Source organism: Paenibacillus xylanexedens (assembly GCF_007676705.1).
GTDB classification, from domain to species: domain Bacteria; phylum Bacillota; class Bacilli; order Paenibacillales; family Paenibacillaceae; genus Paenibacillus; species Paenibacillus xylanexedens_C.
The window spans coordinates 105,767-121,093 of sequence record NZ_VEBF01000001.1; the positions used below are offsets into that span (position 1 = coordinate 105,767).

The 15,327-nt window shown below is 45.4% G+C and carries 10 protein-coding genes; all 10 read right to left on the reverse strand.

Annotated features, from left to right (window positions below):
* Positions 1–52: 52 nt before the first annotated feature.
* The 10 genes from FS628_RS00470 to FS628_RS00515 all read right to left on the reverse strand — a co-directional run bounded on the left by FS628_RS00470 (position 53) and on the right by FS628_RS00515 (position 15,257).
* On the reverse strand, positions 53–1,042 hold the full coding sequence (locus FS628_RS00470; protein WP_440131237.1) for an SDR family NAD(P)-dependent oxidoreductase: 990 nt from the start codon (positions 1,040–1,042) through the stop codon (positions 53–55).
* A gap of 160 nt (positions 1,043–1,202) precedes the next feature.
* Positions 1,203–1,877 carry a hypothetical protein gene (locus tag FS628_RS00475; protein ID WP_145317505.1) on the reverse strand — a complete coding sequence of 225 codons (675 nt, stop codon included), beginning with the start codon at positions 1,875–1,877 and terminating at the stop codon, positions 1,203–1,205.
* Positions 1,878–1,938: 61 nt separating this feature from the next.
* A complete protein-coding gene (locus tag FS628_RS00480; protein ID WP_145317508.1) occupies positions 1,939–3,342 on the reverse strand; it encodes an outer membrane protein assembly factor BamB family protein in 1,404 nt (467 codons plus the stop codon).
* A gap of 194 nt (positions 3,343–3,536) precedes the next feature.
* On the reverse strand, positions 3,537–5,588 hold the full coding sequence (locus tag FS628_RS00485; protein ID WP_145317511.1) for a serine hydrolase domain-containing protein: 2,052 nt from the start codon (positions 5,586–5,588) through the stop codon (positions 3,537–3,539).
* Between the two features lie 111 nt (positions 5,589–5,699).
* Positions 5,700–6,998: a sensor histidine kinase gene (locus FS628_RS00490; protein WP_145317514.1), complete on the reverse strand. Its 1,299-nt coding sequence runs from the start codon at positions 6,996–6,998 to the stop codon at positions 5,700–5,702.
* Between the two features lies 1 nt (position 6,999).
* Complete coding sequence (locus FS628_RS00495; RefSeq protein WP_145317517.1) at positions 7,000–7,740, reverse strand: LytR/AlgR family response regulator transcription factor; 741 nt, start codon at positions 7,738–7,740, stop codon at positions 7,000–7,002.
* Between the two features lie 252 nt (positions 7,741–7,992).
* Positions 7,993–10,818 carry a glycoside hydrolase family 2 TIM barrel-domain containing protein gene (locus FS628_RS00500; protein WP_145317520.1) on the reverse strand — a complete coding sequence of 942 codons (2,826 nt, stop codon included), beginning with the start codon at positions 10,816–10,818 and terminating at the stop codon, positions 7,993–7,995.
* A gap of 185 nt (positions 10,819–11,003) precedes the next feature.
* Positions 11,004–11,798, reverse strand: a complete 795-nt coding sequence (locus FS628_RS00505) for an SDR family NAD(P)-dependent oxidoreductase (RefSeq protein ID WP_145317523.1) — start codon at positions 11,796–11,798, stop codon at positions 11,004–11,006.
* A 130-nt stretch (positions 11,799–11,928) separates the two neighbouring features.
* Complete coding sequence (locus tag FS628_RS00510) at positions 11,929–12,927, reverse strand: helix-turn-helix transcriptional regulator (protein WP_145317526.1); 999 nt, start codon at positions 12,925–12,927, stop codon at positions 11,929–11,931.
* 155 nt (positions 12,928–13,082) lie between these two features.
* Positions 13,083–15,257, reverse strand: a complete 2,175-nt coding sequence (locus FS628_RS00515; RefSeq protein WP_145317529.1) for a stalk domain-containing protein — start codon at positions 15,255–15,257, stop codon at positions 13,083–13,085.
* Positions 15,258–15,327 lie beyond the last annotated feature (70 nt).

Consider the following 15,327-nt stretch of genomic DNA (forward strand, 5'->3'; position numbering starts at 1 on the left):
CACCGTAGCGTTTGATATATGGCCAGCTTTGTTACTACATAATAATCATTGCTTAAGAGGTAGGTATATCCGTATCTGTTAATTCGGCTGACAGTTTCCATAAACGAGTCGCTTGCTCAGGGTCGATGGCATACGGCTTGACCCCATAGAAACCTCCATCTTCAGGAGCCATCACACTGATGTCACAATCCTCGCAGTATACACCGCCTTTTCCTTGAAGCTGAGGCGAGGTTGCTGCCCAGACTTGCGTCGCTGCCCCCTGTTCAGGTGTCTTGAACGCAGGATTGGCGACCTCACCTGACTCGTCAATCCACCCCAACGCGATCATCTCTTCTTTTGGCATATGACGCTGAAGAGGTGTCATAATTCCGCCCGGATGCACTGAGAATGCACGTATGCCCTGCTCAGCACCCCGTCTGTCCAGCTCAACGCTGAATAAAATAGTTGCTGTTTTAGACTGTCCATAGGCAGGGAATTTCTCATAGCCTTGCTCAAATTGGATGTCATCCCAACGAATTGGCGAGAAATGATGTCCCGCTGAAGCCAACGAAACCACGCGCGCGCCTCCCTGACTTGCGAGTGCAGGCCATAACAGATTCGTGAGCGCGAAGTGACCAAGATGGTTTGTTGCAAACTGGGCCTCCCAGCCTGGGCCTACCCGCGTCTCCGGACAAGCCATGATCCCGGCGTTAAGAATCAACATGTCAATACTTCGGTCACTCGCTAGAAACCGACTGGCAAAAGCACGGACGCTGGAGAGATCAGCGAGATCCACTTCGTCAATCTCAACACCTGTCAATCCGGATAGTGCTTCTTGAGCAACAGCTGGCCGGCGTGCCGTAACAACGACATGGGCTCCTGCTTGTACAAGCGCGCGGGTCGTCTCCAGCCCCAGACCTGAGTATCCACCCGTCACGATAGCGAGCTGTCCTGTCAGATCCATATCCCGCAATACATCCTCCGCTGTGCTGCGATGGTCAAATCCTGAGCCTATTTTATGTTGTAAGGTTTTGAAGTTCTCTTCCTGTATCATCACGTTCATCTCCTTTATATCCTTGTTCATTCTTTTGCAGTCTACACCTTAGAGTACACTCTAAGTCAAATGCAGCGAATAATTCGCCTGAAACTTCTTCGTGCAATCTGCAAAAGTAAAAAAAGCCGCCAATTGGCGACTTTCGTTAACAAGATTCTTCGTTATCAGATTAAGAATCACGCTCGACAGTTGATAATGAAACCCATATCGGCGTAGCGAAATCAGAAGCTTCTTCTCCTTTGGGGTTATGAAGACGGAATAGAAAAGCATCCCCTGCTTCTGATTTCCAGACCATATAATCACGGACCCCTTCTTCACCAGAGGCCTGGAGATAGAGCTCGGCGGAACCAAGCGGATGCTCCACCAATTCACCGCTATAATCGGATACCTTACCGGCATTTTCTAACTCTTCCTTGCCCCCATTCTCCAGTTCTGCCAGATTATAATCCGCAGGCAATGGTTCAATATCCACATAGTAGTCAGAGTTACTGGTCAGTGATAAACGGCCTTGAGCAGCATCAAATGTGAATTTCTCGAATACGTACAAGGAAAAGCCTTCTCCTTGTTGTAAGGAGGCCTCTAGTGATTGATTCCCTTCTGCGGTCATCATTTCAAAACTCTCGGTTTGCGGACGCTCCGTTACATTTGCTTCTTCTTCTGTTTCATTCGTCTCAGATGCTTGCTCACTTTCTGTTGAAGGTGCTGGAGCAGATTCACCTGGTGGTGTCGATGGCTCAGGGCTAGCAGAAGGTTCATTACCACCTGAGCAAGCTGCAAGTGCAAGAACCATGGCGATCAGCGTAATACTCGTGATAATAGGACGTGAGTGTTTCAACTTGATCATTCCTCCCTACCATTATTTTAACCTTGCATGTTATTACCCATGGCAGATGCAGAAGGAACGCCTATTTCAGCGCTGCTGGCAACTTAACCCCGAGAAGCTTGCCTTCGGCTTGGATAATGATCATTCCGTTTGTCTTCAACGTCGTGTTGTACAGATCTCCTTCGGTGGAGACTCGAAAGACGGGTTGACCCGACATCATATTGATGGCAAGCAAAGTCCCGTTACGTTGCGCTCGATACATTCCTTTGCTGTAAACATCAATCTGAGAAACGGGAGCATCCCCATGCCATTGAACCTCTTGACCATTAGCCAACTTGATGCCTGTGAGTTCACTGATGTCGAGGTTCTTGTATATCAGTCGTTCCTGTACAATGCCAAGCAACGCCATCTTGTCCCCGTAAGGTCGCTGAAAAGTTCGAAGGGGTGCTGTTCCCGACTTAGTCAAATTCAACGGATACTCCGCTATCTTGTCTCCTTGTTCAATGTACAGTTTGTCTTGATGAACAAGTATCGCTCCTCGACCATTCGTATACGGCGGGTCTCCCGGCATTGTCCACGTATACTCCTGGCTTCCTTTTAACACACCGGTCTTCAGGTTGTATGCGTTGATCTTCCATTTGCGTTCAGGTGACGAATCATATTCTTCCAGCATTGGAGAATAGGTGTCCACCGAATACACAAGACCGTCTTTGATCTGAAGAGCTTGCCCCTGACCAAAATGATCCCATAGCTTTTTGCCCGTTTTCTTGTCATATGCATTAAGCTGAATGGATGTAAGTGCCCCTTGGACAAAAAAGGTTCTCAGCACCACACCATTAGACTCTTCGAGATATTCGGTGCCATGACCTTCACCCAGCGGTTCATCCGCCTCCCAACGCAGTTTGCCTGACTTGATATCCAGTGCGAACGTTGTACTTCCTTTAATCACATAGAGGGTATCTATCGTTGGAATCAGGACTTCTGTACGTTGATACGTATCAATCCAGGTGGATGTGACAGATTGCCATTTTGCTTTGCCTGTTTTTGCATTCAAGGCATAAGGCTTATGATCACTGGTCAGTCCGTAAAGGACGCCGCCCTGATAGGTGATATAAGGTGTCAGATCTTTGCCGTAAGTCCACAGCCGTTTACCTGTTTTGGCATCGAGTGCAATTAACTTTGATCCTGCGAACGTGAATACTTTACCTTCTTCCGCAATGGCATTAACTAGGGCGTACGTCTCGTTCATATCTAGATAGTTATCTACTTTCGACGTCCACGAAGGTTTCAGCTCAGGTACAGTGAATCGATGATACGAATACCAGTTACGGATCGATACATCCGATGCTTCTGCATGTGCCTGAGACGGCAACACCCCAATGACTCCATGAACCATCAACATTCCAGCAGCAAAGCCTGCAACAACGGGTCTGCCTGCTCTTCTTTTCCAATCTGTATTCGTTTGACGTATACGTTTATTAAACATGGTAAGTGAGTCCTCCTGTGAAAATTATCCTGATATATAACTACATAAACATAACGCGCAGTAATGCCAAATAGTTACCCAATTGCTAAATTTATTCTGAGGGATATCAAAAAAGCCGCCATAAGGCGACTTCTTGATAACTGTATTGTTTCGTTGACAAGTTGCAAACGTGACTTTGTAATGAAGTTCCTGTTTTACTTTAATTGGATCTTGAAGACATCACCGGCGTCACCACCAAAAACGATAAAACCATCTTTCGGAAGCTGAGTCGATTGCTGATTGGTTGCTACAGAGAAGTGAACCACCTCGCCTTTCTCATCATATACCGCATAACCTCCGTTCTCCGGAGAATCTACCGTGATCGATTTGTTCGCCGAACGGGCGTCGATCGCATACCATCGGGCCTGACCGTTAGCCGGAATGGTTGTCATTCCTTTTTTCCCACCAAAGATTGGCGTAATGGCATCCTCTGCAATGAATTCCTGTCCATCCTGCATCAAAATCTCGGCGCCATTCTTCGTGGAGAATTGCAGATCAAATGCGTCTCTTCCGTTCATGACTGGAATCTCAGCAACATTCTCTGCGTTGTTCGCATCCAAGATTTGCGTGCCATTAGCATAGCCATTTTCGGCATCAACGGACAGGTTCTTGATCAGCATCGATGGAAGCAGATAGAAGATCGACGTTATTTTTTCATCCAGTGCATAATATTTCGCGTTGTTACGAGCTGCCCATTTCTCTTTCGTTGCTGCATCCAGCGCGTTATGTTCCAACTTTTGATAATCATACGTGTTCATCACCGTTTGACCTAAACCGGGTAACGTAATCATGCCCTGAACTTTAACATATACCTTGTCATTACTTTCCTTCACAAAACTGACCTTCACGCTACCATCCGCACTTGTAAAATGTTCATCGCCTGTGTACACATAGTTCTGCTCCGGAATAATTCCTCCCATCAAGGCAGGCAGTTTAATCTCACCATCCTTGATTGTTATATCCAGCGTTGCACCTACCGTACCATACAGACCTGAGTAAGCATTCAACTTCGTCGGCATCTTCACTTTGACAGGTGGTGAGAATGTCTGATCAGGCTGAACATCGTCGATGATGCCCTGATCCTCCAGAACGTCCAGCAGCACTTTGCTGGCAAACATCTGATTGTAGACCGAAGATCCGCCAGAGGATAGGACCGCCATTGAAATATCATGTTCCGGTATGGTGATTAACACGGCATGATATAGCATGGTGTCTCCACCCTTGGCAAGTGCGGTAATCCCATAATCGCTGAACGGTGCAAGGTCAACCGCGTCCCAGCCCAAGCCATAATTGATCGTATTTTGTTCATCCGATACCCATATGCCATTACGATATTCATGAGATTGCATGGCCTTCACAGCAGATTCGGACAGAATATCCGGTCTGTTCCCCATTAACACCTCTCCGAATTGACTCAATTCCTCTGCCGTGGAATACACACCACCTGTACCGATAATATTTGCATTCTCGGTAGGCATCTTCATTTCAAGTGTAGGCCAATAGGTTTCGGATAACTGTGCTCTGTCAAAAGAATCCATAGGTGTCTTCGTTGATTTCAACTTCAATGGCTCGCTGATAAACTTGGCGATATATTCGCTATAGCTTAATCCACTCACCCGTTCCACCAAGATTTCAAGCAACTGAAAACCGTCATTGGTGTAGACGGAGTAAGCGCCAGGCTTGGATTTCAGTTTTTCGGACTGAAGTTTGAGCAATAGCTCATCATGATTGCGGCTATCATTATCGTCGAACAACATGCTGTTCCCATAGTGGGAACCGTAAAGACCAGATGAATGATTCATCAGCATACGCGGTGTAATTTGTGTATAGCGCGCATCCGCCATCTTAAAGTCTGGTAGATACGTTGTAAGCGGCTCATCCAGATCTATTTTGCCGGAATCGACCAGCCTCATGGCAGCTGCCGTAACAACCATTTTGCTAACTGAACCTATGCCATACATGCTATCCTTGTCTACTGGCTTCTGTGATCCCTTGTCGTGCAGTCCGACACTATCTGATAAAATGTATTCCCCTTCATCCATGATCGCATATTGCACACTGGTGACACCGTAGTTTTGTACCATTTCCTTGGCAATCTGCTCCGCCCGCACCTCAATCGTTGCACTGTTATTCGTCTCTGCGCTGACAGATGTCAGCGGCGTAATTACAAGCACCACTGTACATAAAAAACTGATTAATTTCTTCATCCTCATGTCCTCCCTCAAATGTTCTTATGATTGAATTCATCATATCCGGGAAAAGGCAGTTAAAGCGTGAATGGACCCTGAATGGAAAAAAACAATCCCCGAACGGTATGTTCAGGGATTGTTGGTGTGAAACGGAAGCACAACCATGTTGTTAAACTTCCGATGCTGATGCTCAATACTCATATGTCCACCGTATTTCTCACACATTCTCGATATATTGGTCAGACCGATTCCATGGAATTCCGGATTGGGCTTCTCACTTTTCAAGTCAACTATCGGTTGCTCTACATGATTCATAATCTGGATGACGAGTGCAGATGATGTGGAGTGAATGGCAATCAGAATATATCGGTCTTCCGCTTGTCTGACCTTCTTGGAAGCCTCAATCGCATTATCGAGCATGTTACCGAGCACCACACACAGATCATATCGATCAATCTGCACATGTTGCGAGTGAAGCTGGATTTTGGTGTCGATTTTGATCCCGTTTGCCTGCCCCATAGCAAGCGTATTCGTAACGAGAGCATCAATGACCAGATTGCCGGAGTTCACCCTTTGGTATGCACCTTCAATCGTATTCAGTGTAGACTTGATATGGTCACCTGCCGCGGCCAGTTCGTTACGTTTGATACATTCATCAATATACAGAAACTGCTGGTTAATATCATGGATGATGCTTTTAATGTTTTTGAAACTGTGAACGGTCTTCTCATAGTTGGCATCCTGGTGATCCATCTGACGCTGTAACTGGGCATTTGCATGCGCAAGCTGTACCTTTTCCACCATATTATCGAATACATAGACAATGAACACATTGAGAAAAAGAGAGCCCAGTACAGAAAAGACGTAAAATATGTTCTTTTCACTATATATGGAGGCCACATTGATCTGATAGATCGTAATGATCGGTACGATGAGAAAAAGCAAATAATACCGATAGTGAACGGCAAAACTTCTACGTTTGGCGACTAGACGGACAACTTGAATGACAACGAACATGATGCTGCAACCAAGCAGCATCACTTTGGAGAGAATCCAGTGGTCTCCTCCGTTGAACTGTTCCCATGAGATGAAATCTGTGGATTCGAAAACTCCGAGAATATATACAGCTATAGTGTTCGCCATAGTAATCAGAACCGCATACAGGATGGTAAAAACAAGCTTGATTTTGAACTCCACTTCATAGGATTGCGCCAGACTGAAGATTAATAACAGAGCAACAGCAGTGGAAACGATGTCTGAGAAGGAAGAGACCAAATAAAAATAATCCAACAAGACAAATACCATGAAATAGATCGCTCTGCGCGGCTTACGCCTGGACTTGCCCAGCACAGAATCAAAATAAAAATTCGCCTGAAATGCCATAAGCAAGGTCACGAAGATGATGGAAAAGATCATATAGGCATCCATATCATTGAATCCTCATAATCATGTATTTGGTATAGGCATCCTTGACTTCCTTGACCTTGGAGCGACCTATGGGCAGTTCCGTTCCATTCAGCATGACGACTTGTGTGCCTGCAAACTTCTGGACATGCATCAGGTTAATCATAACCGAGCGATGAATTTGCAGGAAACCATGGTCCTTCAACGCAGTCGCATAACTGGATAGAATCCCTTTGGTGTCATGCACATTATCCTGGGTCACAAACTTCAATTTGTTCTTGATGGTCAGACTTTTGACGACCTCAATCCAGAGAATATCATCATACTTTAGCAGCAGCTCATCATAGTCTGACTTGATTAGCACATACTTTTTGTCCAGCGCCTGAAAATATTGACACAGCTTAATCATCTTCTCCTCGAAAACTTGAGGCTGGATGGGCTTGATCAGATATTGAAAGGTGATGACATCGAAGCTCTCCACCATATATTCGGGGTAACTGGTCAGGAACATAATCTGTACATCCAGAAACTTCATGTCCCTGATTTCTTTGGCGGTCTGGATCCCGTTCATTCCGCCCATCTCCACATCCATGATGAGCATATGAAATGTATCTCCGACGTCTCTATAATGCGAGAGCAGTTGTTCACCGGATGTGAATAAGCTAATTTGAAAATCAAAATTGGTTTTTAGGGATAAGGAAATCAGCATTGTTTTCACACGTTCTCGCTGCTGCTCCTCATCATCACAGATTGCAATATTGAACATGGGGGACATCCGCCTTTCATCGACATCGACTCTGAATTTCACTCTCGAATATACTATTTTAGCATAGGTTTCGGAGTCGAATTGGGACGAAATGCATTATTTCAACCGTGAAATGCAATAATCTGGACAGATTATACTAATAAATCTGACACAAAGCCCCTTCCGTGGACGGAAAGGGCTTGTTTAAGGCGTTTAATTGCTCATCTGTTTGATGGCTGTTCATGATCTGCTTCCGCTTACTTAAGCGACTACCTAGACCTGAATAAACAACTGGCGAAGCTCCTCTTCTTCCAAGTGAGTAACTGGCTGGTACGCCGGACTCTGTACATAACGCTGGAAGCTGTATAACAACTGTCTTCCCTCCAGCGTAGTCATTAGGCTCTCCAGATTCAGAGCACCCATCAGGACTCTACCATTCCGCACCCGGCACTCCATCAACAATCCGAGCTTATGGTTCCGTTCAAAATTATCAATGGTCTGCACGATGGGTTGCAGATCTTTACTCAGCCCATCCAGAATGATCGATGACGACTCGGACACAATGCTCCACCACGGATAGGTCGAATGTTCTTCCGTGACAAAATCTTCAAAGGCCGGATGGTCCTGTTGGATTAACAAACCCATCGTGCCGACTGGAACTTCTCTTTTCATATTCTCTGATATGGAACGGAACATGGGATAAGACCAGAAATCAGTGCTATAGAAACCTTTGATAGATTGTGGAACATTCTCTGGTGTCGGGAAAAGTAAAATATCCTCTCCCTGCTCAAGCAGCTCCAGTGCATGCTCCGAGAGTTCGGTAAAAAGATTCAAACCGCTCAGATCCACTTCCTGTTGATTGGGGTAAATCCAGAGGTCATAAGACTTACGGATATCCGTGCCCGGAATGGACAAACTCAGCTCCACTTTGGTCATATTGGAGACTTCAGGGATACGAATACTGAGACCCGTGATACTCACATAATGTTCTCCATGGAACGCTGGCAGGTCTGCTTTCCCTTCCACAAGGATGCGGCCTTCGATCTGCTCGTTTTTCAGTTCCCACTTCAATTGAAGTCCATCCAACGCTTGTCTCCGAAAATAACTTAGTTCAATGCGCGCTTCGAACAATTCACCAGCCTGATAATTATATTTGGGGAACCTTGCCAACAACACCGCGTCTGAACAGAACGTTCTCCATTCCTCCGGCGTAATCATGCCCTTGGAATCCATGAATGCGTCCAGTATGCCTACGAGCGCTGTTCCCTGACCACTGAAATCCTGGAGATCAAGCAGCTGGAAACCGGCTAGATGCTTCGAACGAAAAGCAGCTTCCAGTTCTTCCTTGTAACATTCGACAGCAAGTTTGCCAGAGGCTCTGAAATAGGACTCCGCCAGATGGCCCAGTCCCTTCGCTTCCAGACGTTCTCTAAATACTTCGAAGTTCTTGGCTTTGAGAGAACCCGTATACTTGTTGATCTCCTCGAAATTAGGAAACGTGGCGTACTGTCCAATTTCATGCGAGATGATCGGTACATGTGAGACGAGTTGGTCACTACCGGCTTCGGCCTGTACCGTTTTGGAACCTGTGCCATACTGGATCTGAATCTCTTGACCCTCCGCCTGGGCAAAAGAGTCAGCGTCACTTCCTTGTTCTGGTACAATGTTCGCATCATAATCCTTCAATGTGTTCGGTAAGTCGGTCTGTACGTGACCAAGTGGCGCATCACACATGGCATATGAACCTCTGAACAACCGCTCTTTGGAGAAACGAACCCCGCAGAAGAATTCACTTTCCTCCAGAATGTCCGGCACAAACTGAAAGTTATTAGAGCCTTCGGTGTACAGATGACGATGATCATATGCTTTGTATGCTTTCAGGATCGAATTCAGTCTGTCCTTGCTGCCCCACAGCTCATTCCCCATGGACATCATGACAAACGATGGATGATTACCAAAAGCTCTCAGCATTGCAAACCCCTCGCTAATCAAGTAATCCTGCTCTGCTTGATTGTGCCCCTCCGAGGATTCGTCTGTAATGGTTCCCCAGAACGGAAGCTCAGGCTCCATGTAGATGCCGAGCAGATCCGCTGCAATGAAAGCCGCCTCCGGAGGACAACAGGTATGAAAACGATAGTGATTGATACCGTAGGACTTGGAGATGGCGAGAATGCGAATCCATTCATCCACATCTGTTGGCGCATATCCCGTAAGTGGGAAAATCAGGCCATCATGTTTACCTCGAAGAAAGGTTTTGCGACCATTAATGGTGAATTTGTCTCCAGCTGCCCGGAATTCCCGTAGGCCCGTCCTTACTTCAGTGGAGTCCAACACTTCACCATTCTGATCTTGCAGATGAATGTGAAGTTGGTACACATTAGGTTCATCGTCACTCCATAACATGGCATCTTCGCCAATCTGGTACGTCAGCTGAATCTCCTGCGAATCCGGGATGAAGATCTGCTCCTCCGTCGTATGAACCGGATCTGCACTGACAGCAACAGCTGATACCACGATTCGTACTTCTTGCAGGTCGCCGACAAGTGCTGCCTTGATCTCGAAAGATCGAGTCGCAAGATCGGGATAGACCTGAACATTATCCAGGAAAACACGCTCGAAAAACTGAAGTTCCATCTTCCCGGTAATCCCGTTCCAATTCGTCTGTGTATCCTCAGATGTAAGGTGCCCACCTTTGGTTGGATAATCGGTATTGTCCACTCGAATCGTGATCGTATGTGTCCCAGCGGTTAGCCCTGCTTCCATCTCGTAACGGTGAGGTGTATTCAGACTGTTTTGAGTCCCCCATTCCACCCCATCAATCCAAAGCGTTGTAACGCGTGTCCGCTCCAGATGCAAGAAGCAACGTTTGCCAGCCAAGTGTTCAGGAATTTCAATCTCTCGTGAAAACCAGGCGTAACCTTCAAATAAATATTCATCCGTCAGTGCACCGATTAACACATGTTCATTTCTCTTGCCTTTGGCCGCATGAGATGTGGTATTGGGCAATGTAATGATGTCTGAAAAATTCAGACCGTTCTCTACCTTATGTTCATCGAGTTGAAGTTTCCAGATACCTTCCAGATTTAATGCAGCTATCATAATATTGTCTCCTTTTTGATTCATCGAATGGATTGAAGTAATCGCTTCCACATACGGAAACCGTTTTCGTAATCATACACGTATTATAAACTCGATTGGTGCCGACCGCATAGTTAATTTAGAAATAAAAAAGTCGCCAATCATGGCGACTTTTTATAGTTTGATATCCTTTATCCTGATGACGTTTAGAAAATAGTCGGAACCATCCCCCCATCCATACGGATCGGAGAGCCTCGAAAAGCTGATGCATACGGGCTGCATACAAAAGTCGCGAGTCTACCTATTTCACTTGGCTTGATGAATCGCTGTAATTCAGACTGCGGCAGATTGCTCTTCATAAAATCATGCTCTTTTTCCTCGAAAGTCAGCGCCTCATCCGGATATATGCCCTCAATAATCTCACGTACATTTTCAGACAATGTCGGTCCTGGCAGAATCGTATTAATCGTAACTTCTTTCCCGGCTGTCAGTTTGGACAGACTTTTGGATAATGACAGCAACATTGATTTGGTCATGCAATACTGTGGCATCTGGCCTGAGGGCATAAGCGCTTCTTCACTTGCTATGAAAATAATGCGCCCGTCATTTATATTGATCATTTTAGGTAAGTAAAATTGAGACAAGCTATTGGCCGCCAGAACATTGGTACGGAAATATCTCTCCCACACTTCATCATTCACATCTTCATAACTCATGATCTCATATATGCCCATGCTATTAATTAAAATATCAACCTCGGGGAATTTCTCGAATAAAGCTTGTCTTTGCGCCAGATCCACAAGATCAGCCGTGGCCTTTTGCGGAGAGGTCTCCGGAAAATTGGACTTGATTTCACGAACTGTTCGTTCTACCTCTTCATCATTGCGTCCATTAATCAGAACGTGAACACCTTCTCGGGCGAGTTCCATGGCAATCGCTTTGCCGATCCCTTTTGTTGATCCTGTAACTAAGGCTGTTTTCTCTTTTAGTCCCATATCCATCCTGCATTTCTCCTTCTTCATTACAACTATCCGGCAGGCGCTTCTTAGAAATTGCCAATAGGTTCATGCACCGGATAGGTATAATATTACGCAGTCAGCGCGGCCTAGTAACTAGCACATTGCGCCAGAATTATTGCCTGACACGCCAATTCGAAGGTGTATCCCCTTCCCAGTTCCGGAACGCACGATAGAACGAATTTTGATCTTCATAGCCCACCAGGAATGCCACTTCTTTGATATCAAGCGAAGGATCAGCCAGATACGCCCGGGCCTGTTCATGTCTGGCTTCAGTCAATAACTGTTTGAAGTTTGTGTTCTCCTCAGTCAGTCGTCGCTGCAAGGTACGATCACTCATGCGAAGCTCTTTGGCAACAGTTTGGATATCAAGGCGCTTGCCTGTAAGGCTGCGTTTCATAATCCATTTCACCAGATCAGTAACGGAACGACTGCCCTGCCTTTCATCCATTGACCGATCCAGCACTGGGGTCAGAATCTCAATTAACTCTTCATTATATGAGAGAAAAGGAAGACTCAAATCTTTTCGCTCTAGCGTCAGCCGATTATATGCTTTACCCGTCTCCACTCGACAGCCGAAATAGGCTTCAAGCATGTCTACGTTACCCATGGGATGTGAGAATTCAACCAGATTTGCATTCAAGGGCTGGCCCGTTCCCCGACGTCCGAGTTCGAGTAGAAAAGCCAGGGTAACGCCTACCAAAAGTGGAGGACCTTGTTGATCCTTATGTAACCATTCGAGTTCAATGAACCATTCCTCGCCTGCTTCGTTAATCTGCAAGCTCTCGGGAGGACACATTTGCTTGTAACGGACCATTCGATTTAACGCATCGCGATAATCACGTGCATGGTACATCGCCAGAACAGGCGGAGGGTACTTCGATATTTCATATCCCGTTGCAAGTTTGATGATACCCTCGGCCGTGTCTCCAATGAGATCAGAGTAAGCCTGCCAGATCGCAAAATAATGAGCTTGATTCACTACAGGTTTATTTATTGTCTCAAGAGACAGTTGTGCCGTCCGAGCTACGTCGTCCGTACTAATCCCTAATTGATGTAACCCAGCCCAAAAGCCTGGATGAACTTTAATTCGATCATTCGGTTGAGATTTCATGCCCATAAGCTCCTTCAGCTTGTTCCATTTTCATTATGCTATCTAATTATAGAACAGATGTACCTATTCTTGAATCTTACCTCAGCGAGCCAATCCACGTCACAATAAAAAAAAGAAGAAATCCTTGCTTTCCAGCATGAACCTCTTCAGCTCTTCTACAAATCTTTAACCGTTTCAACCGTATATTGCGGCAGAGGATTGCCAGGTAGGGCCAATTTGGTGATTGCAACAAGTTGTTTATCAGACATCAATAGATTTATGATTGTTCCTTTGGTCCTTAGTGTACCCGTCACTTTAAGTGTTTCTGTATCATACTGTTTAATCTCTCGCTCTTTTCCTGTGAAAAAGATATCCTTATGCGCTGAATGAACAGCCACATAGTCAAACGAATCGATTGCAGTCACATATTGCATATTACTTGCAGAGTTATTGGTAGCGGACAAAACCGTACCGGCTCCGTTTAATACATACTTTCCATCCGGTGTAATGCCAATAACCGTCGATAACTTGTATTCACCGTGATACGGGGAATCTTGGTTACTCGTAAACTTACCATCCATTAACCGAAACATCTCAATGTCTCTTGGCGAAGTGTCTGAGTCAACAGCATAGATCCGATCTTCCGATGGATGCAAGACCAAGTTACTGCCTTCACGAATGGTTGCACTGGAGATTTCCTCCTTCGTCGCTCGGTCATAACTAATGATAGATGTCCATTGCCCGGAGCCGGAAGTAACGTAGACATGACCCGAATGGTCTAACGAAATTTCATATGGATCGATGCGGGTATTCCACTGATCTTTGACTTTAAGTGTATCAGCGTCAAGTATAACAACCTGTCCTCCCTGCTGATCTTCGAATCGGTACGGACTGTAATCAGCATTGCTGAAGATGACATAGATCTCACCATTTACATATTGAAGCTTTCTCGGAGGAGTTTTGAATGCTGAGGACTCTACCACTACCTTATTGTCGGAGAATCGATAAGCAAAGATCGTAGATTTATTTTCATCGATTGCAAAGATAACGGATTGATCCGGACCTAGTACGGTTTCCCGTACTGTTCGACCCAAAAGATGAACACTTGGACTGGCAGTCTGTGACTCATCTACAGTTGGATCTTGCTCTGTCGGTGCTGTTTCCCTGAATTGATCTTGGTTAAGCACAGGAATGGACGAAAAAGATAACGCTGTGTATTTCTTGATCCAACTGGATGCATAATCAATCGGAATAGCAAAGTTCAAATCCCCTTTCTCTATCCCCATTGTATTCACCCCAATGACTTCACCTTTCATATTGAGCAGCGGGCCCCCGGAACTGCCGTTGGTAATGGAAGCCGTTGTCTGTATAAGTTTGTCACTGCCGTAATTTCGAATACCGCTGATAATACCTGTCGAAATGGTGTTCTGAAATCCTTCAGGATTGCCTATGGCTACGACAGACTGTCCCACAGTGATTTTAGTCGTTAGTCCAATGTGAAGTGGAGGAATATTCGTACGCATTGATGTTTTGACTAAGGCCAAATCCAGATTCTCATCCGCTGCAATGACGCCTTGCACTTCATAATATTGGTCCTGACTCGTTTGGATCATATAACTGCTGGAATCGGCAATGACGTGATAATTGGTTAAAAATAAACCGTATCCTATGGATATGGCACTACCGAATCCGAGATAGTTGTCTTCCTTGTCATACGACTCCAACATGACTACACTTTGCTCCAGACGGGCAACTTGTTCCGTATTCAATGGTTTACCCGTGTATGGATCTTTCTGATACGGAGCAAGTACAAATTTCAAGTAATCTACAATCTCTCGATCCCGTTTTGCATTAAGAATCGTGTTATTGCTTATGACGATAATGCCTCGGTCAAAAAATACCTTTTTGCCGAACGCTTCGCTTACAGCCCTTACCGGGATGAACAATCTGCCTTCCTTGTATTGTGCCGGAGCATCCAAAGCGAAAGATTTGCCATTAATGAACATCTTGCCGCTACCTAATGTTACTTTAATGGATTTACCTGAGGATTTAATAGAAGCTGTGGACGTTGTCGAGTCCCATGCCACTTGTGCTCCCAGACTCTCACTTATGAAGCGAAGAGGCAGAAGTGTTCGGTTATTTTTAACAAGCGGAACGATATTAAAATTGGTTTGGTCAATCAGGGTGTCCGTATTATCAACGACCGCGTTTGGGCTGCCGAGAGAAAGAATAATAGCACCTTGGAATGTGGCGTTAAAGTCAAACGAATCTTCTTCAGCGTAGCCTCTAACTGGTGTACATGATAATCCCAATATAATCGTTACCATTAAAATAAGAGTGCGTTTCATCATTTTCTTGCTGTCTCCTCGTGATGTCAGATGATGGGCTGTTCTGTTGCCTTTGACAGTTTACATTAATTCC